Annotated in this window: 15 protein-coding genes; 7 read left to right on the top strand and 8 right to left on the bottom strand. The window is 64.5% G+C overall.

Going from position 1 to position 21,091, the window contains the following annotated elements; translation table 11 throughout:
• Position 1 precedes the first annotated feature (1 nt).
• From FRC96_RS09680 to FRC96_RS09665, 4 genes are all read right to left on the bottom strand, one after another.
• Positions 2–1,159: an OmpA family protein gene (locus FRC96_RS09680; protein ID WP_230470084.1), complete on the bottom strand. Its 1,158-nt coding sequence runs from the start codon at positions 1,157–1,159 to the stop codon at positions 2–4.
• A gap of 126 nt (positions 1,160–1,285) precedes the next feature.
• Positions 1,286–1,732 (bottom strand): hypothetical protein, encoded by a 447-nt coding sequence (locus tag FRC96_RS09675; protein ID WP_146974288.1) that lies wholly within the window; start codon positions 1,730–1,732, stop codon positions 1,286–1,288.
• 45 nt (positions 1,733–1,777) lie between these two features.
• Entirely contained in the window at positions 1,778–4,084 is a 2,307-nt protein-coding gene (locus tag FRC96_RS09670) for a PrkA family serine protein kinase (protein WP_230470083.1), read from the bottom strand.
• Positions 4,085–4,156: 72 nt separating this feature from the next.
• The gene (locus tag FRC96_RS09665; RefSeq protein WP_146974286.1) at positions 4,157–4,666 is read right to left on the bottom strand and encodes a hypothetical protein; all 510 of its coding nucleotides are present in this window, start codon (positions 4,664–4,666) and stop codon (positions 4,157–4,159) included.
• Between the two features lie 409 nt (positions 4,667–5,075).
• Here FRC96_RS09665 and FRC96_RS09660 point away from each other — a divergent pair, with 409 nt between their 5' ends.
• From FRC96_RS09660 to FRC96_RS09650, 3 genes are read left to right on the top strand one after another with little or no spacing between them, the layout of a single operon-like run.
• The gene (locus FRC96_RS09660) at positions 5,076–7,739 is read left to right on the top strand and encodes an HD family phosphohydrolase (RefSeq protein ID WP_230470082.1); all 2,664 of its coding nucleotides are present in this window, start codon (positions 5,076–5,078) and stop codon (positions 7,737–7,739) included.
• Complete coding sequence (gene ybeY, locus FRC96_RS09655; protein ID WP_230470081.1) at positions 7,726–8,157, top strand: rRNA maturation RNase YbeY; 432 nt, start codon at positions 7,726–7,728, stop codon at positions 8,155–8,157. The genes FRC96_RS09660 and ybeY overlap by 14 nt, the downstream gene beginning before the upstream one ends.
• Positions 8,154–9,044 (top strand): ATP-binding protein, encoded by an 891-nt coding sequence (locus FRC96_RS09650; RefSeq protein WP_146974283.1) that lies wholly within the window; start codon positions 8,154–8,156, stop codon positions 9,042–9,044. Before ybeY ends, FRC96_RS09650 begins: the two co-directional genes overlap by 4 nt.
• A 97-nt stretch (positions 9,045–9,141) precedes the next feature.
• On the opposite strand, the gene mnmG is transcribed toward FRC96_RS09650, so the two are convergent.
• Both mnmG and FRC96_RS09640 read right to left on the bottom strand, forming a co-directional pair.
• Positions 9,142–11,046 carry a tRNA uridine-5-carboxymethylaminomethyl(34) synthesis enzyme MnmG gene (mnmG, locus tag FRC96_RS09645; protein WP_146974282.1) on the bottom strand — a complete coding sequence of 635 codons (1,905 nt, stop codon included), beginning with the start codon at positions 11,044–11,046 and terminating at the stop codon, positions 9,142–9,144.
• Positions 11,047–11,585: 539 nt separating this feature from the next.
• Positions 11,586–11,846: a hypothetical protein gene (locus FRC96_RS09640; protein ID WP_146974281.1), complete on the bottom strand. Its 261-nt coding sequence runs from the start codon at positions 11,844–11,846 to the stop codon at positions 11,586–11,588.
• A 63-nt stretch (positions 11,847–11,909) separates the two neighbouring features.
• Between FRC96_RS09640 and FRC96_RS09635 the strand changes: the two genes are divergently transcribed.
• From FRC96_RS09635 to FRC96_RS09620, 4 genes are all read left to right on the top strand, one after another.
• Positions 11,910–13,955 carry an ATP-dependent helicase gene (locus FRC96_RS09635; RefSeq protein ID WP_146974280.1) on the top strand — a complete coding sequence of 682 codons (2,046 nt, stop codon included), beginning with the start codon at positions 11,910–11,912 and terminating at the stop codon, positions 13,953–13,955.
• A 304-nt stretch (positions 13,956–14,259) separates the two neighbouring features.
• Entirely contained in the window at positions 14,260–14,907 is a 648-nt protein-coding gene (locus tag FRC96_RS09630; protein ID WP_146974279.1) for a HEAT repeat domain-containing protein, read from the top strand.
• Positions 14,904–16,526: a hypothetical protein gene (locus FRC96_RS09625; RefSeq protein ID WP_146974278.1), complete on the top strand. Its 1,623-nt coding sequence runs from the start codon at positions 14,904–14,906 to the stop codon at positions 16,524–16,526. Before FRC96_RS09630 ends, FRC96_RS09625 begins: the two co-directional genes overlap by 4 nt.
• Positions 16,527–17,139: 613 nt before the next feature.
• Positions 17,140–17,910, top strand: a complete 771-nt coding sequence (locus FRC96_RS09620) for a DUF3825 domain-containing protein (protein ID WP_146974277.1) — start codon at positions 17,140–17,142, stop codon at positions 17,908–17,910.
• Between the two features lie 107 nt (positions 17,911–18,017).
• On the opposite strand, the gene FRC96_RS09615 is transcribed toward FRC96_RS09620, so the two are convergent.
• Both FRC96_RS09615 and uvrA read right to left on the bottom strand, forming a co-directional pair.
• Complete coding sequence (locus tag FRC96_RS09615; protein ID WP_146974276.1) at positions 18,018–18,179, bottom strand: YqaE/Pmp3 family membrane protein; 162 nt, start codon at positions 18,177–18,179, stop codon at positions 18,018–18,020.
• A gap of 116 nt (positions 18,180–18,295) precedes the next feature.
• Complete coding sequence (uvrA, locus tag FRC96_RS09610) at positions 18,296–21,073, bottom strand: excinuclease ABC subunit UvrA (protein WP_146974275.1); 2,778 nt, start codon at positions 21,071–21,073, stop codon at positions 18,296–18,298.
• Between the last annotated feature and the right edge of the window lie 18 nt (positions 21,074–21,091).

The following is a 21,091-nucleotide window of genomic DNA, read 5'->3' as shown; positions in this document are numbered from 1 at the left end:
CTCAGTTGCCGCTATGCCTCAGGATGATCTCCACGCGATCGTTATTTTCAGCGTCATCGCTGAAACGCACGCGCTCCTGGCCAAAGCCCTCGGTGGAGATGCGGGAGGCGTCGACGCCCCGCTCCACCAAAAAGTCGCGCACGCGGTGAGCGCGCAGCTGCGAGGTGGCCAGGTTCTCGGTCACGTTACCTCGGCGCTGGGTATACCCCTCGATCTGAATCGAGAACTCCTCGTACTCATTGGTCAGGCGCGCGAGCACGTCGAGCATCGCGTCGGTGTTCGGGCGGAAGTTCGCCTCCTGCGGCACGAACATACGTGCCATCACGATACGAATGCCCTGGTACTCTTCTTCGGTGTAGGGGCCGCCGAAGTTGTCGCGGGCCTTCTGCCGCAGCACCGAGATGCGGTTCTCGGGACGCATCTTCTCGACCATCTCCTCGTGGATGGGGCGCGCTGTGGATTCCGCCTCTTCAAAGAGCTGCACCGCGAAGTTGACCTGCTGCAGGATGGTGCCGGCCGCGCCGGGCTGGCTCTGCAGAAGGGAACGCGCGTTGCTCAGCTGAGACTCGGCCCGATTGAAGACCGCGCGGCTGCGCTCGTACGCGTCGGCCTTGTACTCCAGCGCGGCTGCACGCGCGGCCTCGGCGGCCTCAATGCGCGCGTTGACCTGCTGAAGATTCTCCGAGGTCGTGTCCGTGCTGGCCGCCTGGGCAGCCTCAAAGGTGCTCTCGCGGCGAGAAGCATCCGCTCGCCGGCGGGCTTCCTGCTCCCGCACCGCCGCGCGAATATCACTGTCGAGCTGTTGAATATCCCGGGCCAGCGCGTTGCGGCTCTCGTTGGTCGCGCGCAGCTCCGGGTTCACCTCTTCAATCTTTGCGTTGGCCGCTTTAAGGCGCTCTGCGGCCTCGAACTGCGACGCCACCGCCACCGCGGTGCGGTAGCGCAGCGTGCCCAGGATGGCGTACTCCCGAGAGAGCTCGTCACGGCGCTCCTCACGGGCCTCCTCGGCGACGCGCCGCAGCTGACGGGCCTCCTGATGGTAGCGCGCCGCGTTGGGAATCTCGCGCAGCTCCTGAGCCGCCGGGTCCTGAAGCATACGCTCCAGCTCCACGAGCTCATCGGACTTCGGGCTCGGGGAGCACCCTGTGGCCAGCATCATGCTGGCTGCCCCCGCCGCCCCCAGGGCGATTATCTTCCCAAACCTGTTCTTAAGACTGCCTGACATCTGACTTCTCCCGGGCTGAATCGTTCGGGTCGTTTCTCAAGGTCGAAGGGACTCGCGCTATCACCGCGAGACGCGGTTAAGCTCTTCCTGGAGCTCCGCCTTACGCCGCTCCAACGCGCTGATCTCCGACTGCAACTCTTCGATCTCGGCGCGCGCCTGATGGTAGCGCTCCTCCTGACTCTCGGCGCTGGCGTCAATGTTGCCGGCCTGCACAAGCGCCCGGACCATATCCAGCCCGTACTCCACCCGCCGCATGCGCATCGTCACCGCCTCCTGCTGACCATTAGCCAGCAGCACCTCGGCCTCCTGGAGCCAGCCTTCGATCATCTCGACGTCGCGCGTGGCGACCTCTTTACGATCGCTGGACTCCAACTCTTCGAGCTGCGCGCGAAACTCCCCGATCTGCTGACGGCTGCGCTCCGGATTGTTGGCAAACCCGAGCTGGGCGACCAGCGTCACCGCCGCAAGAACGGCCACCCAGAGCATCTTCTGCCCCACTGCTCTCATCTCGCTCTCCTCGTACACGTCGTGTCGTTGGGATTCCGTGATCCTTCAGCTCTTATACCGATTCGACAGCAAGAAGGCTACCGCCTCCCGGGCGCTCTCATCGCAGTACCCGTAGCGTGACTTCAGGTTGTTGAGCGTCGTCTCCACGCTCTGGCGCTCCGAGCTGCTCAGCGCGCCATCTTCACTCTCGAAGTAGGTGAGCAGGTTCTCTTCGATGCGCTGAATCTGACGCTGGCGCTCCTCGAAGAAGGCCTCCTGGAGCGCCTCGAAGAACATCGGAAAGATCTGCTGGTAGTCGACCTTCATGCCCGGGTTATCGATCGAGAACGCCGCGATCGACGTGATAAGCCCGCGGCGGAAGTCTTCCGGATCTTCCTCGTGGTTGATGGTCTCCTCCATCTCGGCCATCAGCTCCTCATCGGGCTTCTCGTACTTGCCGGTGATGCGGTTGTAGACCTTCTCGCCCTTGAGCCACTGGCTGACGTGGTCGATGTAACGCGTAAAGAACTCGCCATACTGCTCTTCTTCGACGAGGCCCATCGCGCTGCGGATCTCGAGGTCGATGATGTCCAGGTAACGCTCCCGCACCACATCGATGAACTGATCGTGGCGGTAGTAGGGGCCATCGGGCTTCATCTGCAAAAAAGGGAAGACGCTGGGATCGCGCACCAGCTTGCCCATCTCCTCAAACACCGCCAGCGGTGAGAGTGTGGGGAAGCGCTCGTTCTGGCTGGCGTTGAGCAAGATCATCTTCATCTCGCGGGGGCTCGCACCGTAGCGCCCTTCATAATCGGCGCTCCCCTCCCCCTCGGCCATCAGGCGAGGCACGATCGACTTGAGCTCCCGCGCGCGCTCCGGCCCGATGTTGGAGGGGACGCGGCCGTGGGCGTAAAGGTCGGCCTTCTCCAAAGGGGAGAGCCTGCCGACGATGTCGCGAATCGTGGCGCTGTACTGATCGGCCTGCGGACGCTTCAGCCGCGTGAGCACCGCCCACAACGCCGCCACAAAGGTCGTGTGCGGCGCGATGCGCTTGGTGAAATTCACGCTGGCGATCTGCTCGCGGTAGATGATCTCCTCGACGGTGTAGTCGAGCAGATACGGCACCCGCACAAGCTCCACCCGACCCTTAAAGGAGGAGTAGTCGGCGGTTTGCTTGTAGGCGTCGAGGTAGTCCTCGTTGGCCGTCGCCATCATCACCGTGTCCAGGTGAAGAATGCGGTTCTCCAGCGACACGGTGGCTTTCTCGCTGGTGGCCAGCAGGTATTTGTTGAAATCGGGGTGACGCTTAAAGAGGTCGTCGTACTCGATGATGCCGCGGTTGGCGTCGACGAGATCGCCGAAAGGCTCGAAGATCGTCTGGTTCTGCAGGCTCGCCGGAAGCGCCGAGAGGCTGCGATCGACGGTGAGCTGCCTGAGCCCGGCGTCCACCCGCATCTGTGGCTCGACCGTGACGGCCCCGGCGCGGTAGCGGCGGCTGATATAAAAGCGTTCCACCTGCACATGCTTCATCACCCGGGCGAAGTCGCCTCGGTATGCCGTCAGGAGCGCGTCGAAGATCTGGCGGTTGGTGTGGCTGAGATCCCCGCGGAGGATCGTGTCGCTGAAGGTAAAGGGAGCCTCCCCCTCCTCCTCGCTCTCCCCGTCGAGCCGCTCGCGCAGCGCGTCGCTGTCGTTGTTGTCGCTGGGGATGATCCACTCGTCCACGAACTCCTGAAGCAGCGCCTGGCGCTGCTTGAGCGGGATCAAAAGCAGCGGGTGATCTTTAAGATCGCTGGAGATCTTCGCGTCGATGTCCTCCTCGTCGAGAAACGCGAAGCTCTCCAGGGTGGACGCATCGACGGTGCGGGTCTGGTAGCCCCCGAACCCGATGGAGCTGCCGCGCGCGAGCTTCTCGGTGGGGAAGATCCAGTTGAAGCGGTAGAGCGCGCCCTCCTCAGTGTGGGAGTAGTGCTCCATCGCGCGCATCACCGTATCGACAAAGGTGCTCTTGGCACTACCGTTGGGGCCGTGAAGCAGGATCAACTTGTTGACCTTGCCCTCGCGCACGAAGTTCTCGAGCAGCTTAAAGACCTGCTCCTGGGTGCGCTCCTGCCCGACCAGGCGGTTACGCCCCTGATCAAAAGGCGTGTTGAAGAGGCCAAAATGCGTCACCTCGCCCCAGAACTGCGGCTTGGTCTCGCGGCCGAAAAACTCAAAACAATCGCGCACATACTGCGCGCTGCTGCGAGCGTGGCGCCGAGGGTGCTGCGCAAAGGCTTCCATAAACTGCGGGAAGCTCATGATGCGGTGGTTGTCCTGAAAGTCGTCCTGGACCTCGGAGGCCACGCGCTCTAGCAGATCGTTGCTCGCCATCATGATGTCCTTTGCCTCAGATCAATAATCTGGCCCCACACCCAACCGCCTCTCTCGCCCGAACACGCGGCGTCAGGAGGCCTGGTCGGCCTGCTGGACCTTCACCGTAAATTGAAGCGCTTCGTCGCGCAGAATGTCACATCGGTCGTCGTTGCACACGCTGAAGTTCCCCACCGCGTTGAGCGTGTAGTCGCCCGGTTGCTCGGCGGTAACCTCCAGCGGAATCGTGGCGCGCGCCTCGCTGAGCTGCAACGCCTCGCGATTCAGAACTGTGGTCCCAAGGCGCAAACCTTCAACCTCTTCAAACGTGATCTTCCAGGGATACTCCAGGTTGATCTTGAGGTTGGCCCCGGGCACCACCCCGAGGTCCACCTGCGAGGCGGTGCCGGCGACGATCGCCTCGGAGGGCGACTCCACCCGGTAATTGGAGGCCCGTGTCCGCGAGCCAGATGAGGCCTGCGCAGACGCCCCCGCCAGAGGTTCCGGCGAGAGAGGTTCAGCTTGCTGTGGCTCACAGCCCATCATAGTGGCGCTGGTTACAAGGGTGAGCGCCACCGCGCTCTTTGCCAGAGAGATTTGCATCATCATCCTCAATGAAGTTTCGCGTCTGCCGCCCCGAAAGCGAGGCGGATTGTTCAGGGGAAGGTCCGGCGCAGGCGCCCGTCCAGGCGGAACGAGCCGCACACCTCGGGCCATTCCATGTGTTGTGGCGCGAGCCCCTCTTCGCGACTCGCCAGATGAGACAGCACACCCGGCGCCACGCTTGTTCCCGGGGTAACGCTTGTTCCCGGGGGTCACGCCGCTTCATGCGGGAAATTCGCGCCCGCGCCCCCCTGTTATCTGCGCTCCGGGGGTTCTCTGGCAAGCCCCTGCGCTTGCGCCGGGCGGCTGTGGGCTGCATGCTGAAGAGCGATTCACCCGCTTGCCACCTCACCTTCTCCATCGCGAAGCCATTATGGCCCAAGAGTCACGTCGACAAACCCGGTCGTTTATGACGCCGGCATCACGCGCCCTTCGGGAAAAGCGGCTGCGAAAACTCTTCGACAACGCCCTCTTCCAATACGGCGCGTTCGCCATCTTTGTGGCGGCCGTCGTCGCCATCATGAGCGGCGGTATGGAGAGCCGCGATCGCAGCATCACCGAGGACATGATCGGGCAGGTGGCGCCGGTCACGGTGCAGGCCACGCGCGACTTCCCCTTTGTGGAGCGCGACGTCGTGGCCTCGGAGCGCCTTCGCGAGGAGGTCGCGCTGGCGGTCCCCTCGGTCTTCGACTGGCAGGAGGGGCTGGGCGACGCGTTGCGCGATCAGGTGAGCACGGCGTTTAGCGAGATGCGCGCCCATCTGGCCGAGGTCGCCCGCGCCCGCATGCTCCGCGAGGACCCCGAGCGACTGGAGCAACTTCAGAGCAGCGCGTCGACGCCGGCGTTGCTGGAGCGCCGTTTGATCAGCACCCTCTCAACGTCGGAGCGCGTGCGTGCGGCCTTCGAGGCGCGCGACGAACACTTTGAGACCCACCTCAACACGCGCGTGCCCGAGCAAGACTTCGAGGTGCTCGCCAGGCAGGGCTTCCCCCTGGACGCGGAGAACGCCATCGCGGCGATCGTCGCCGAGGTGATGTCGCGATGGATCGTGAACAACCCGCTGCGTATCGAGCGCGAGCGGGATAACGGCGTGTACCTGCGTCGTCTCCGTGGCGAGCAGTTCATTCTCGAGTACCACGTCACCGATCTCGATGGTCGCTTCATCGGGCTGGAGGCCATTCCCCGTCAGGTCGAGGAGGCCGCGCGACGGGATCTTATCGGCATCAGCGACCAGGAGCTTCGTCAGGCCATTTTAACGACGGCCTCGGCGCTGGTACGGCCTAATACCACCTACAACGAAGCCAAAACGCTGGAGAAGCGACGCGCGGCTCGCGACTCGGTGGCCGACCAGGTCATCAGCGAGGAGTTTCGGCGCGGGCAGATCCTCATCGACCGCGGGCACATCATCACCGAGCGGCACTACCGCATCGTGCAGGAGATGCTGGAAGGCGACGACTCCTTTCAGGCCACCCAGGTGCTCACGGGCGTGGCGATCTTCAGCCTGCTTTTGCTCCTCGTCTTCTACGGCTTCGGCCGCCGCAACATCCGCAAGTTCCGCCCGCAGCCGCGCGATATCGTGTTTATGGGTACGACGCTGCTGGTGATGCTCCTGATCACCCGCGTGGGCGTCGCGCTGAGCGCGGCGCTCGCCGAGCAGATCGCCGTGATCCCGGCGGAGGCCTGGTATTTTGCGCTGCCGGTGGCCGCCGGCGGCATGCTCATTCGCCTGGTGCTCGATAGCGAGCACGCCGTGATCTTCACGCTCTTGTTCAGCGTGCTGGTCGGCGTGATCGCCGACAACTCCCTCTTTCTGGCCGCCTTTACGGCCATGGGCACCCTGGTGGGCGTGACCACCGTGCAGCAGGTCAAGCACCGCATGGCCCTGATGTGGTCCGGTCTGGCGGTGGGCGTGGTCAACGCCTCGGCGATCATCGCCTTTTTGCTCCTTCAGGGCGAGCTGCTGCAGGTCTCGGCGATCTCGCATATTGTGCTGGGGTTTGCCGGAGGCGTGGCCTCGGGCTTCTTCATCTCGGCGGTGCTCCCGCTCTTTGAGGCGGTGTTTGGCTACACCACCGACATCAAACTTTTGGAGTTGGCCAACCTCAACCACCCGCTGCTGCGCGAGCTGGTGCTGCGCGCGCCGGGCTCCTACCACCACAGCATGATGGTCGGCTCGCTCTGCGAGGCGGCCGCCGAAGAGATCGGCGCCAACTCGCTGCTCTGCCGCGTCGGCGCCTCCTACCACGACATCGGCAAGGCCAAGAATCCGCAGTATTTTGCCGAGAACCAGAAGCTGGGCGAAAACCCCCACGATAAGCTCAAGCCCAACATGAGCGCGCTGATCATCAAGGCGCACGTCAAAGACGGCCTGGATATGGCCCGCCAGCACCGCCTGCCGGTCGAGATTCAGGACTTCATCGTCCAGCATCACGGCACGAGCCTCATCGCGTACTTCTACCATAAGGCCAAGCAGGCCGAAGATCCGGACATCCCGGAGGTCGATGAGAAGGACTTCCGCTACCCCGGCCCGCGCCCCCAGAGCCGGGAGACGGCCATCTGCCTGCTCGCTGACGGCATCGAGGCCGCCAGCCGCGCGATGCCCAACCCCAGCCCGGCGCGGCTCAAGGGCCTTGTGCAGACGATGATCAACAAGGCCTTTACCGACGGGCAGCTTGACGAATGTGACCTGACGCTGCAGGACCTCAACAAGATCGCGCGCGCCTTCACCCGAATTCTCACCGGGATCTACCACCATCGCCCCGAGTATCCGGGGGGCAACAAGCGCGAGAGCGACAAATCCACCGACACCGGCGAACGCGGTCGTAAGACCCGCACCACCCGGCCCAACGAATCCCGACCGGCCGAGCGCAACAAGACGCCCACGCCGGCCGCCGACGCAAGCTCCGAGGTCTGGGAGATCGACGAGGATGCCCGGCCTCAGGACCCAAAGGACGACGATGCCCGTCGAGATCATGACCATGGGAAGCGCACAGGATCATCCCCAGGCCGAGGCGATCGCTCAGACGATAACTCGCGCCCTCGCGACGACCTACCGCGCCTTGGAACTTCGTGACCCGGAGCTCTCGGTGGTGCTCACCGATGATGAGGAGATCCGCCAGCTCAACCGCCAGTGGCGCGGCGAAGACCACGCCACCGACGTGCTCTCCTTCCCTCTCTATGAGGCCGACGAGATCCCCGATGATCCGATGGCGCTGGGCGACATCATCATCAGCCTGCCCTACGCCGAGCGCCTGGTCGCATCCGAAGAGCACCGCCGGCGCCTGGCTGAGGCCGCCGGTGTGGCGCCGCAGGAGCTTCGCTGGACGCTTATTGACGAGGTCGCCTTCCTCTTCGTGCATGGCCTCCTCCACCTCATCGGCCACGATCACGCCGAGCCGGAGGAAGAAGCCGAGATGCGCGCCGAAGAGCGCCGCGTCTTCGCGCTGATGCTCCCGATGCTTGAGTCCTCCCCTGCCCCCTCCTCCCCATGATTCAGTACCTCGACGATTACACCGCCGCCTGCCCCGCATGCGACCGCGCCCGCTACACCATCGGCGCGCGTGGCGAGGTCGCCCACGCCGAGATCTGCCAGGATTGTTTTAAGGTCTGTCCGGCCTGTCAGGGCCAGGAGTACACCTACGAGGTCAACGAGAAGGGCTACGAGGTCGCGCGCCAGTGCACGGTCTGTGGCGCGCTCAAGCGCCGCATTCAGGCCTTTAACGACGCGCGCGTGCCCTACCTCCACCGCCGCGCCACACTGGAAGGCTTCCGTACGCACCGCGCACGCCAGGGTGACGCCGGCGCCGGCGACGCCATCGGAAACCTGCCTCGGGTGCGCCTGCGCCTCTTTCACTGGGCCAAAAACTTCACCCCCGGCGAGCGAGGCTACCTGCTTCATGGCAGCGTCGGCACCGGCAAAACGCATCTTCTGGCCGGCACCATCCGCCACCTGACCCTGGAGAAAGGCATCAACGCGCGTTTTATCGAGTTCACCCACCTCTTGAGCGCCATCAAAGAGGGCTTTGACCAGGGCCGCGGCGAGACCAGCATCCTGGGCCCCCTCTCCGAGGTCCCCGTGCTGGCCATCGATGAGCTGGGCAAGGGACGTAACACCGAGTGGCAGCTCTCGATCATCGATGAGATCATCTCCAAGCGCTACAACGCCGGGCTGACCACGCTCTTTACGACGAACTACGACGTCCGCGAGAGCGCCTCGAACACCCTCGATGTGGGGAGCCCCGATTTTCGAAAGATGGCCACCGCCGCGACGCTCTCCGAGCGCGTGGGCGACCGTGTCTTCAGCCGACTTCATGAGATGGCCGACTTCGTGCACGTCGACGCACCGGACTACCGGCGCGCCGAGGCCCAGCGTCGCTAAAGACCCGTGATGTGATGGTTGGAACGACAAAACGCCCCGGCACGTCCGTGCCGGGGCGTTTTTACGACCGCATCAACGATTCAACCTCGACCAGCGCTCAACTCGCCGCGCGCAGGTGCACGAGCAACGCCGAGATCGCCGCCGGGGTGACCCCGATGATGCGCGAGGCCTGCCCGACGCTGCGCGGGCGCACCTGGGTGAGCTTCTCGCGCACCTCAGTGGAGAGCCCGTGCACCGCCTCGTAGTCGAGCTCGGCCGGGAGCTCCTGCGTCTCAAGCTCGCGGTGGCGCGCAACCTGCTCGAGCTGCCGGTCGATGTAGCCCTGGTATTTGACCTGAATCTCCAGCGCCTCGCTGGCGATATCATCCAGGCGCTCCAGCTCGGCGGTGAGCTGCGGGGCGAGCTGCGCGCTGAGGCGCTGGACCATCTCCAGGGTGACCTCGGGGCGGCGTAGAAGTTCTTCGAGCGTCGCGCCATTTCCGAGGCTGCCAATGCCCACCTCCGAGGCCAGGCGCTGGTTCTCGGCCGAGGCCCCCACCATCTGCCGCTTCATCCCCTCCAGGCTGGCCTCCATCGCGTCGCGCTTGGCGCAGAATTTTGCCCAGGCCGCGTCGTCCAGAAGCCCCAGCTCGCGGGCGTGGCCGGAGAGGCGCAAATCGGCGTTATCCTCGCGAAGAAGCAGGCGATACTCCGCGCGGCTCGTAAACATCCGGTAGGGCTCATCGACCCCGCGGGTGACCAGGTCGTCGATCAGCACCCCGATGTAGGCCTCGTCCCGACCAAGCACGAAGGGGCCTTCGCCGCGCAGCTTACGCGAGGCATTGATCGCCGCCATCAGCCCCTGGGCCGCAGCCTCTTCGTAGCCGGAGGTCCCGTTGATCTGCCCGGCCAAAAAGAGCCCCTCAACCGCGCGAAGCTCCAGGGTGTGGTCGAGCTGCACCGGGTTCACAAAGTCGTACTCCACCGCGTAGCCCGGGCGCACGATCTCGGCGCGCTCCAGACCGGGCACGGTCTTCAAGAAGGCCATCTGCACGTCAAGCGGCAGGCTGGTGGAGAGCCCGTTGGGGTAGACCTCGACCGTGTCGAGCCCCTGCGGCTCCAGAAAGACCTGGTGGGAGGTTTTGTCGGCAAAACGCACCACCTTATCTTCCAGGCTCGGGCAGTAGCGCGGCCCCACCCCTTCGATCACCCCGGTAAAGAGCGGAGAGCGGTCAATCGCCGCCTCAATCACCCGGTGGGTCTCGGCGTTGGTCTGGGTGATGTAGCAGTCGACCTGCTCCATCATCTCGCGCTCATGGTAGAAGCTGAAGCGGCGAGGCACGGCGTCGCCGGGCTGCGTCTCGAGCGAGGCCCAGTCGATGGTACGGGCGTCGAGGCGCGGGCAGGTCCCCGTTTTGAGGCGCCCCATCTCCAGGTTGAGATGCCCCAGGGTCTCGCTCAAGCCGTAGGCGGCCTGATCGCCGGCGCGGCCGGCCTTAAAGTTGTCGAGCCCCACATGGCACAGGCCCTTGAGGAAGGTGCCCGTGGTCACGATCACGGCGTCGGCCTCGTAGAGCACGTTGAGCCTGGAGACCACCCCGGTCACCCGCGGACGACCGCCCACGTCGACCACCTGAAGGTCCTCGACGCTGCCCTGCTTGATGTCGAGGTTCTCGGTGTTCATCAGCTTCCACTGCATATGCTTGCGGTAGGCCGCCATATCGCATTGCGCACGGCTGGAGCGCACCGCAGGCCCCTTGCTCGTGTTAAGCCGCTTGTAGTGAATCGCCGACGCATCGGCGATCTCACCCATCACCCCGCCGAGCGCGTCGACCTCCCGGGCCAGATGCCCCTTGGCCACTCCGCCGATGGCCGGGTTGCAGCTCATCTGCCCGATGGTGTCCACGTTCATCGTGATCAAGAGCGTGGCGTGGCCGCGTTTGGCCAGCGCATGCGCGGCCTCCGAGCCGGCGTGGCCGCCGCCAATGACAATCGCGTCGTAGCGTTTGGGATTTTTCAACATCGGGTGCTCTCGTTGCAAAAAGGGGGGGCGTCTCTGGCGTGGGCGCGCAAGGATTTCGCAGGCGACCAGCAGGCCAACCTATAAGGAATCGCAGGCATTTCTACAAGCGCGCCGATTCCTTCGGGCGTCTGCATCTTCCACGCCCAGGCCCCTCCCGACAGCGGCCGAGCCTGACCTCGAGTTCTCGCTATCCCGATCGTCAACTCAGCCCCCTTACCTCCGCTTTTCGCTATCCAGATCGCCAGCTCAGCCTTCTTAGCTCCGCTTTTCGCTATCCAGATCGCCAACTCAGCCCCCTTACCTCCGCCACTCGCCATCCGAGAACGCCAGCTCAGCCTCCTTACCTCCGCTTCTCGCTATCCAGATCGCCAACTCAGCCCCCTTACCTCCGACTCTCGCTGTCCAGATCGACAACTCAGCCTGCTGACCTCCGCCTCTCGCCACCCGAGAGCGCCAACTCAGCCTCCTTACCTCCGCTTCTCGCTATCCAGATCGCCAATTCAGCCCCCTTACCTCCGACTCTCGCCATCCAAGAACGGCTACTCAGCCTCCTTAGCGCCGCTTCTCGCTATCCAGATCGCCAGCTCAGCCCCCTTACCTCCGCCACTCGCTATCCAGATCGCCAACTCGGCCCCCTTACCTCCGCTTCTCGCTATCCAGATCGCCAGCTCAGCCTCCTTGGCGCCGCTTCTGGCTATCCAGAACGCCCACTCAGCCTCCTTAGCGCCGCTTCTCGCTATCCAGATCACCCACTCGGCCTGCAGGGCTTCCCACATCTGAAGATCGAGAACGTTGGACAAAAAACCCCGCGCTGACTTAGCTTGCGACCAGTATCGCTGTGCGCCTTTGAAGTGAGCGAAGTTATGGATCTGCAACTCCACCTGCTGAACCCCCAACAACGTCAGGCCGTCGAGCATATCGGGGGGCCGCTGCTGATCCTGGCCGGCGCCGGCAGCGGCAAGACCCGGGTGATCATCCACCGCATCGGGTATCTGCTGCAGCAGGGCATCGCGCCCGGGCATATCCTGGCGGTGAGCTTTACCAACAAAGCCGCCCAGGAGATGCAGGAGCGCGTCGCGCACCTTGTGGGCCCGGGGGCGCGCGAGATTTACCTGTCGACCTTCCACAGCCTGGGCGCCGACATCCTGCGCCAGGACATCGACGTCATCGGCTACAAAAAGCCCTTTACCATCCTCGACCAGGGCGACCAGCTGGCCGTCGTCAAAGACGCGATGGCCGAGCTCCAGCTCGACCCGAAGATGGTCGACCCGCGCAACGTGCTGGCGCTGATCAGCCGCGCGAAGATGGCGTTCTGCGATCCGGAAGAGGTCGAGGAGCTGCGCACCAATCCGCTCCTTCCCTTCGCGCAGCGTATCTTCCACCGTTACCAGAGCGCGCTCCGGGGCCTGAACGCGGTCGACTTCGACGACCTGATCTGCCTGCCGGTGCGTGTCTTTCAGGCCAGCGAGGAGACGCGGCTGAAATGGTCGCAGCGCTTTCATTTCGTGATGGTCGACGAGTACCAGGACACCAACCACACCCAGCTCCTCTTTCTCGATGAGCTGGTGCGCGACCACCAGAACATCGTGGTCGTGGGCGACGACGATCAGTCCATTTACGGGTTTCGCGGCGCGGTAGCCGAGAACATTTTGGAGTTTGAGCACCAGTTCAAGAAGTGCCGGGTCATCAAGCTCGAGCAGAACTACCGCTCCACCAACACCATCCTCAAGGCGGCCAACGAGCTCATTGCCAACAACTCCGTGCGCAAAGAGAAGGCGCTGTGGAGCGCCAACGGCGATGGCGAGCCTATTTTGTATGTGGAGTGCGCCCACGAGCGGGAGGAGGCGGAGTTTGTGGGCGCGGAGATCGAGCGCGTCAAACTCAACCTGGGCCTTGAGTACGACGACTTTGCCATCCTCTACCGCGTCAACCCGCAGGCGCGGCTCTTTGAGGAGGCGCTGCGCGGCTTTCGCATCCCCTACACGCTGGTCGGCGGCACGGAGTTCTTTGATCGTAAGGAGGTCAAAGACTTCCTGGGCTACCTTAAGGCAGCGCTCAACCCCAACGACGAGATCAACGTGCGGCGCATCGTCAACGTGCCGCCCCGCGGCATTGGCCCCACCCTGCTGGAGCGTATCAGCGACCTTGCGCATGAGCGCGAGTGGGGCTTTGCCCAGGCGCTGGAAGAGGTCGCCGGCGATCCGGATCTGGTTCACGGCATCGGGCCGACCAGCGCCTCGCACCTGAGCGAGCTTGTGCAGATGCTCAAGTCCTACCGGGCGCGTTTTCGTCAGGCGGAGAAAGACGGCACCTCGCTCACCGAGGTCGGCCGCGCCTTTCTCAAGCGCACCAAACTCATCGAGCACGTGCGCAACACCGAGAAAAACCCCAAGATCGCGCGCCGCAGAGTCGATAACCTCGAAGACCTCCTGGGCTCCATCGCCACCTTTGAGGAGCGCGAGGGGGGCACGCTGGAGGGGTATCTCAACCGCATCTCGCTGGACCGCACCTACGACAACGGGGAGGAGGAGAAGGCGCGCGGCGTGAAGATGATGACGCTGCACTCCTCCAAAGGTCTGGAGTTCAAAGTCGTCTTCTTTGTGGGACTCGAAGAGGGCTACATGCCGCACGAGCGCAGCAAGACCAGCGAGGACGGCATCGCTGAGGAGCGACGCCTGGCCTACGTCGGGCTCACCCGCGCCAAAGAGGTGCTCTATTTGACCTCGGCCGCCGAGCGCACCCGTTTTGGCCAGAAAGAAGAGCGCGAACCCAGCCGCTTTCTCGACGAGATTCCGCTCAAGCTACTCAAGACCGTCAGCGCGGCAGGGGCGAGTTCGCTGAGCGCGAAGCGCGAGGACCAGAACATGCGTTATCTGGCAGCGTTGCGCTCGGCGATCTTTGACGATTGATTCTGCCAGCCGCCTTGCAGAATTCGCGCAGGGCAATCGCAAAGTGGGTCCCCACCACCCGCCACCGTAGGGGGACCCCTTGTGGGTCCCCGCCCTGGGAGTTAGGGAGGGGCACAAGACCCCTCCCTACTTTGCGGTTGTCCTGAGAATTCACACCCGAGCCCTTTCACCTGCCCCGGCCATCCGCTAGTCTTTCGGCCGCGACTGCCCCGCCCACAAACTCCGCCTGAGCGAGGCCCGTCGCGCCTACTCTGTGTGAACGTTGATGCGACGTCGGGCCCTCGCCCGACTTAAGAGGTACATCATGATCCGGCGCCTTTCTCCCTCCCCCCTTCTTCTCGCCATGGCGCTCGCTCTTGCGGCGTGCCAGGACTCTCAGACGCGCCCCGACCAGGCCACTGCCAGCGCGCCGGTCAGCGAGGAGCCCGGCCAGGGCGCAACAGGCAAGGAGGAGCCTCGCAACCTGCACGCCGAGCTCCGCGCGCTTTTTGGGGGGTACGAGTACGTCCCCACCCGCGAAGACCTCATGCAGGTGGGCCCGGCCGAAGAGGTGGTGCCGGTGCTCCTGGAGCTCTACCGCTCCGAGAAGGTCAGCCCGCACCAGCAGCATCACGCGCTGCGCGCGCTGCAGTTCTACCCGGAGCACCCACAGGTCGCGCGCACCTACGAAGAGGTGATTCGCGGCGAGGAAAGCAGCGACCAGGAGCGCCGCGTGGCGGTGCGCGCCTACGGCCGCGCCTTTGGCGACCAGGGCCTGGAGCTGCTCGGCTTTGCTCTGGCGCACCCCGACTACCACACCCGCGCCTCGGCGATTGCCGCGCTGGAGCTCACCGGCAGCGAGCGCTCGCTGGAGCTGCTTCAGGCCCGCCTGAACGAGGAACCCGAGACTGAGTTGCAGGCCGAGATCAAACGCATCCTCGACGACGCCGGCAAAAGCGAGGCCACCCGATGAATCGCGCTAATCTGCCCCGACTTATAGCGCTGCTCGCCACGATGGCCTCGGCCACCGCCCTGAGCGCCTGCGTGCCCCAGGAGCCCGCGGACGAGCAGCCCCTGATCGTCGTCGATGATGATCCCGATCCGACGGACACCGACGCCGGTGGTGACGAAGACACCTCCCCGCAACCCGACGTCGACGAGGAGCCCGAGACCGTCTGCACCAACGCCTGCTCCAGCGCCAACGACGGCCAGTGTGACGACGGCGGCACCGGCGCCCTCTTTGAGAGCTGCGCCTACGGCACGGACTGCGCCGACTGCGGAGAGCGTCCGGTCATCGAGGAGCCGGACCCCGATCCCGATCCGGAGCCCGACCCCGAGCCCATCTGCACCGACAGCTGCCAGTACGCCAACGACGGCGAATGCGACGATGGCGGCCCCGCTGCGCAGTACGACGTCTGCACCTACGGGACCGACTGCGGCGACTGCGGCTCGCGTGACGCCCGTCGCAGCTGCAACTCCAACGCCGAGTGCAGCGAGGGGCGCGTGTGCAACGCGACCGGCCAGTGCGTGAGCAGCCAGGGAGCGTCGTCGATCGAGTTTGTGACGCTCACCGATTTTCAGGCCACCGCCCAGGATGTGTGGGACTCGGAGTTTGAGGTCGGCGGCGATGTGCGCTCGGTCTCCTTGATTGTGGAGATGATGACCCCCTCGGCCACCGCCTACATCTGGGAGGTGGGCACTCCGCAGAACACACTGCTCTACGACATTGAGCGCTCCGAGCAGTCCTTGATGAAGCTCAACCCGGTGACCTACGGCGGGCAGATGGGCATCCTGCTGCCCAACTCGCCACAGTATGCGCTGAGCGCCGGCACCTACCGGGTGCGCCTCTGGACCGAAGACACCTCCCGGGTGCGCGTGCATGCGCTGATCAAACGCGGCCCGCTTAACCCTCAGGGCGGCACCCTGCCGGTGACCTTCTGGTTTACCGACCAGGACTACATGGACGCCTCCGAGGCCCAGCGCAGCACAGCGTTCCAGGAAGGCCTGGAGGTCTTTCGCCAGATCTACGCCAACATCGGCATCGCCATCGGCCCGGTACGCTACCGCGACGTTGAGGGCACCCTGGGCCGCCAGCTCGCGGTTCCCCAGGACGAGGTCGTCTTGTGCGAGGGCATCCGCCAGGTGGCCACCGAGGCGGACCTCTCGGGCATCAATCTCTTCATGATCGACCAGGCCGCCGACCAGAGCTTTTTAGGTATCTCCTGCGGGTTGCCCGGGGCCTCCACGCGACCCGGTGTGGCGCGCGCCGGCGCGGCGATCGCGCTGGCCTACCTGGACTTCTCCCCGGAGATCTTCGGGGAGACGGTAGCCCACGAAGCCGGTCACTACCTGGGGCTCTTTCATACCACCGAGCGCGACGGCGCCAGCCATGACCCGCTGGATGACACCCCCGAGTGCCCGAGCAGTCGCGATAGCAACGGCGATGACTTCGTCAGCCCGGAGGAGTGCATCAACCTGAGCGCGGACAACACGATGTTCTGGACCTCGTTTAGCCAGGGCGGTCGCCAGACCACGCTGACGCCCCATCAGCGTTTTGTGCTGATGAACAACGCGCTCATCGAGACCTACTGAGCCTAAAAGGCCGACGGGCGCTTCCTCTCCGGGGAGCGCCCGTTTTTCTGGCCAGGGCAATCGCAAAGTGGGTCCCCGCCTCCTGCCACCGTAGGGGGACCCCTTGTGGGTCCCCGCCACCCGCCACCGTAGGGGGACCCCTTGTGGGTCCCCGCCACCCACCACCGTAGGGGGACCCCTTGTGGGTCCCCGCCACCCGCCACCGTAGGGGGACCCCTGGTGGGTCCCCGCCACCCACCACCGTAGGGGGACCCCTTGTGGGTCCCCGCCACCCGCCACCGTAGGGGGACCCCTTGTGGGTCCCCGCCACCCACCACCGTAGGGGGACCCCTTGTGGGTCCCCGCCCTGGGAGTTCGGGAGGGGCACAAGCCCCCTCCCTACGGATTGGGTGGGTTCTCCATAAAAAGTCTTGTGAGACGTTGCGATTGCCCTGTTTTCCTGGCCTGCCTGGCTTGACAAGAGGCGCGCTGGCCCCGAAAGTTCCCCGCCACCCGAGCACCCGCCCGCGAGCTAAGTCGTGGCGCCCGAGGTGTTTCTCACTACAGTTTTGTTCCGGCGCGCTGTCCGGGGGGCCATCTCAGTGCGCCTCCCTTACCCTTCCCCGGATCATGTATGTACGACGCGACACTTCCTCCCCTCAAACAATTTGCGTTTCTGCCCGACTTTCCCGACCACCTGGCCGAGCTCGAGGAGCTGGCTGAGGCCGAGGATTGGGAGTATCGCTTCACCGACAGCGACTTTCCGCGTCCCATCCTCTACTCCTACATCATTCACACCTTCAATCGCATCGAAGAGGAAGGCAAAGTCGTCACCACCGACGACAACACCGGCGCCTGCTTTGATACCGGCCTTGTGACCGAGCACCAGGAGCCCATCTACGCGATCTTTGGCGACAACAAGATCCCGGATCGCCAGCCCTGGTACTTTCAGGGCTTTGTGCGCAAGGGCGACACGCGCATGAACCGCTTTCCCACCCTGCCCGACATCGCCAGCTATTTTGAAGATCCCACCGACGTGGTCTTCGATCCGCGCATGGAAGTGCGCAAAAACATTGAACATATCATCGCCGAGAACCGCGAGCGCCTCCCCGAGGAGTTCGATGGCATGGGCGACTTCCAGCTGCAGACCCTGCTCACCGGCGGCTTTGAGAACGCGCTGGGTCGCGTGCGTCGCAACTACCGCATCGCAGTGCCGCAGTACCATCGGGGACGCATTCAGCTGCTCCTGCCCCTGTGCTTGAGCCGCCCCTCCGAGGCCGACCTGGCCGCGGTGGTGGAGCGTCGCGAAGGCTACTACCGCGTGGCCACCTGCCTGACTTTGGATCAGGCCTACTCCAACGCCCGGCTCATCGGGCGGCTGGATGATAACTGGCTGCGCACCTGATGGCGCACCAGCAGGCTTGAAAACGACGAAGGCCACCTCCATCCAGAGGTGGCCTTCGTCGTTTTGAATCGTAAAACAGGTTGGCGTTTCAGACCGTTCCTGAGTCTTTAGTCCGCCTTGGCGATCACCCAGACGGCGTGAACGATGCCCGGCAAAACGCCCAGAATCGTCAGGATGATGTTTATCCAGAAGGCCTTGCCGAACCCGACGGTCAGAAAGACGCCCAGGGGCGGGAGAAAGATGGCGGCGATAAGTCGGATTAAGGACATCTACAGCTCCTTGTCGCGGGTGCGAAACACAGAGGTGGTTTGCGCCGGCGCGGTGCGCCAGACATGGCGCAAAGGTAGGCGCGCAATCCGCAGATGCAATGATTCATGATTAAAGCTCAGCCCGCCTTCTTGCCCACCCCGTCAAAAAGCTCGCGCAGGTAGCGCCCGGTCACGCTCTTCTCCACCCGGGCGACCTCCCGGGGGCTTCCGCTGGCCACGAGTTCGCCGCCGCGCGGGCCGGCCTCCGGGCCTAAGTCGATGACGTGGTCGCAGCGCGCGATGAAGTCGATGTTATGCTCGACCGCGATCACCGTGTGACCGAGCTCGACGAGTTTGCGCAGCGCCACCAGCAGCACGGCCACATCTTTGAGGTGCAGGCCGACGGTGGGTTCATCGAAGATAAAGAGCACCGGGTCGGTCTCGCCACGCTTTCTTCCATCGGCAATGTAGGTCGCGAGCTTGAGACGCTGGGCCTCGCCACCGGAGTAGGTGGCCGTGGTCTGCCCCAGACGCAGATACCCCAGCCCGACCTCCAACAGGGGCTTGAGCTTGCGTTGGAGCGCGGCGTGGCCCTCGAAGAAGTCGACAGCTTCGAGCACGGTCATCTCAAAGATCTGATCGATGGTCTTGCCGCGGTAGTACACGCCGAGGACTTTGGGGCCAAAACGCTTTCCGCCGCAGTCGTCGCAGGGCACCTCCACGTCGGCCATAAAGTGCATCTCGACGGTGACCGTGCCGGTGCCCTGGCAGACCTCACAGCGCCCGCCGGAGGTGTTGAAGGAAAAATCGCCCATCGTCAGCCCCAGCCGGCGCGCGTCGTGGGTACCGCTGAAGATCTTGCGAATGTCGTCGTAGGCCTTGGTGTAGCTCATGGCGTTGGAGCGCGAGGAGCGGCCGATGGCAGACTGGTCCATCATCTCGACCTCGGCAAAGCCCTCCAGGCCCTCCAGCGCGTCGAAGTGGCCGGCTTCGACCCCGCCCTGCCCGCGCAGGCGTCGCCAGCCGTTGAAGAGCACGTCTTCCATCAGGGTGCTCTTGCCGGAGCCGCTCACGCCGGTGATGGCCGTGATGCGCTCATGGGGGATGTCGACGGTGAGGTCTTTGAGGTTGTGATGGCGCGCGCCGATGATGCGCACAAAACCGGGGATGTCGGCGGTGGTCTGCGGCGTCATCGCTTCACAGGCCGAAAAATCCACGCGCGCATCGAGATCAAAGCCTGTGAGCGGGCCTTCGTAGGTCAGCTGCCCGCCGCCCTCCCCGCCCACCGGTCCGATCTCAAGCACGTGGTCGGCGCCCAGGATGATCTCGGGGTCGTGCTCGACCACGACCACGGTGTTGCCCAGGTCGCGCAGCCCCCGCAGCACCTCGAGCAACTTCTCCGAGTCGCGGGCGTGCAGCCCGGCGGTGGGCTCGTCGAGCACATAGAGCGTGTCGGTGAGCGCGCGGCCCAGGCTTGAGGTCAGGTGAATGCGCTGCATCTCGCCACCACTCAAAGTGCGGGACTGGCGGCCGAGCTCCAGGTAGCCCAGGCCCACCTCGTGCAGGTAGAGCAGGCGGTGGGTGATCTCAGCGAGCAGAGGCTCAATGCGGGCGCGCACGTGGGGGGCGAGCTCGACGATGTCGAAGAAGGCCAGGGCCTGCTCGATGCGCATCTCCCAAAAATCGCTGATGAGGCGGCCGGCAAAGCGCACGTTGCGCGCGTCGGGGTGAAGGCGCGTGCCCTCGCAATCCTCGCAGGTGTCGTAGCCGCGGTACCTGGCGAGCATGATGCGCACGTCGGTGCGGTGCTGCTTCTTCTGCAGGGCCTTGAAGAACTTTGCGATGCCCGGGTAGCCCTTGCCGCCAAAGCGCACAAAACGCTTATGCTCCTCGGCCAGGTCACCGTAGGGGATGTCGATGGGGATGCCCGCGTTGCGGCAGGCTTCCATCATCTTTTTATGCTGGGTTTTGTACTTCGGGGTCTGAAAACAGGCCACCGCGCCGTCTTCCAGGGTCACCCGGGGGTTGGGGATGACGCGGGCGTAGTCTACGCCCATCGTTTTGCCAAACCCGGTGCAGGTCGGGCAGGCGCCCACCGAGCTGTTGAAGCTAAAGAGCGCCGGCTGGGGCTCGACCATATCGCGCCCGCAGCTGTTGCAGCGAAAGGCCTGGTCGAAGACCCGCGGCGCCTCCTCAGTGCGATGTTCAAAGACCTCAACGCGCCCGCGGCCAAGCCCCATCGCGGCTTCGACGGCCTCGGCGATGCGCATGCGCTCGTCGGCGCGAAGCACCAGGCGGTCCACGACCACCGGGAACGCCTCCATATCGAGGAGGTTCTCGACCCCGCTCTCGGTCACGTCGATGGTCTCGTGGTCGATGTAGAGGCGGCGGTAGCCCTGGCCAACGAGGTGCTCCAGCAGGAGCGCGCGCTGGGAGGCTTCTTCAGGGGCGACACGGGCCACCAGGATGAGGCGCGTGCCCTCCTCCAGCTCATTGAGCAGGCGGTCGACGACCTCGGCCGGGTTGTCGCGGCTGACCTCAACCCCGCAATCCGGGCAGCTGGTGACGCCGACGTGGGTGTAAATCAGGTGAAGGTGATCGTCGATCTCGGTGACCGTGCCCACGGTGGAGCGGGCGTTGCTCACCTCGTTCTTCTGACGCAGCGCGATGGCCGGCGGCACGTTGCTGATGGCGTCGATCGGCGGACGAGGAAGACGCTGCAGGAACTGTCGCGCGTAGGTAGAGAGCGACTCGGTGTAGCGGCGTTGTCCCTCGGCGTAGAGGGTGTCAAAGGCCAGGCTGCTCTTCCCCGAACCGCTCACCCCGGTGACCACGGTGAGGCGGTTATGCGGGATGGTGCAGCTGATGTGCTTGAGGTTATGGGTGCGAACACCTTTGAGACGGACGGCGTCCATAGACTGCGCTCACGGGTA

The organism is Lujinxingia vulgaris (assembly GCF_007997005.1).
In the GTDB taxonomy this organism is placed as follows: Bacteria; Myxococcota_A; Bradymonadia; order Bradymonadales; family Bradymonadaceae; genus Lujinxingia.
This window is presented reverse-complemented; position numbering and strand designations above follow the sequence as displayed.

What these genes read in the sequence shown, in the direction of transcription:
- FRC96_RS09680 (WP_230470084.1), bottom strand. Translation starts at nt 1,159, where the DNA reads ATGATGCTGGCCACAGGGTGCTCCCCGAGCCCGAAGTCCGATGAGCTC.
- FRC96_RS09675 (WP_146974288.1), bottom strand. Translation starts at nt 1,732, where the DNA reads ATGAGAGCAGTGGGGCAGAAGATGCTCTGGGTGGCCGTTCTTGCGGCG.
- FRC96_RS09670 (WP_230470083.1), bottom strand. Translation starts at nt 4,084, where the DNA reads ATGGCGAGCAACGATCTGCTAGAGCGCGTGGCCTCCGAGGTCCAGGAC.
- FRC96_RS09665 (WP_146974286.1), bottom strand. Translation starts at nt 4,666, where the DNA reads ATGCAAATCTCTCTGGCAAAGAGCGCGGTGGCGCTCACCCTTGTAACC.
- FRC96_RS09660 (WP_230470082.1), top strand. Translation starts at nt 5,076, where the DNA reads ATGACGCCGGCATCACGCGCCCTTCGGGAAAAGCGGCTGCGAAAACTC.
- FRC96_RS09650 (WP_146974283.1), top strand. Translation starts at nt 8,154, where the DNA reads ATGATTCAGTACCTCGACGATTACACCGCCGCCTGCCCCGCATGCGAC.
- mnmG (WP_146974282.1), bottom strand. Translation starts at nt 11,046, where the DNA reads ATGTTGAAAAATCCCAAACGCTACGACGCGATTGTCATTGGCGGCGGC.
- FRC96_RS09635 (WP_146974280.1), top strand. Translation starts at nt 11,910, where the DNA reads ATGGATCTGCAACTCCACCTGCTGAACCCCCAACAACGTCAGGCCGTC.
- FRC96_RS09630 (WP_146974279.1), top strand. Translation starts at nt 14,260, where the DNA reads ATGATCCGGCGCCTTTCTCCCTCCCCCCTTCTTCTCGCCATGGCGCTC.
- FRC96_RS09625 (WP_146974278.1), top strand. Translation starts at nt 14,904, where the DNA reads ATGAATCGCGCTAATCTGCCCCGACTTATAGCGCTGCTCGCCACGATG.
- FRC96_RS09620 (WP_146974277.1), top strand. Translation starts at nt 17,140, where the DNA reads ATGTACGACGCGACACTTCCTCCCCTCAAACAATTTGCGTTTCTGCCC.
- FRC96_RS09615 (WP_146974276.1), bottom strand. Translation starts at nt 18,179, where the DNA reads ATGTCCTTAATCCGACTTATCGCCGCCATCTTTCTCCCGCCCCTGGGC.
- uvrA (WP_146974275.1), bottom strand. Translation starts at nt 21,073, where the DNA reads ATGGACGCCGTCCGTCTCAAAGGTGTTCGCACCCATAACCTCAAGCAC.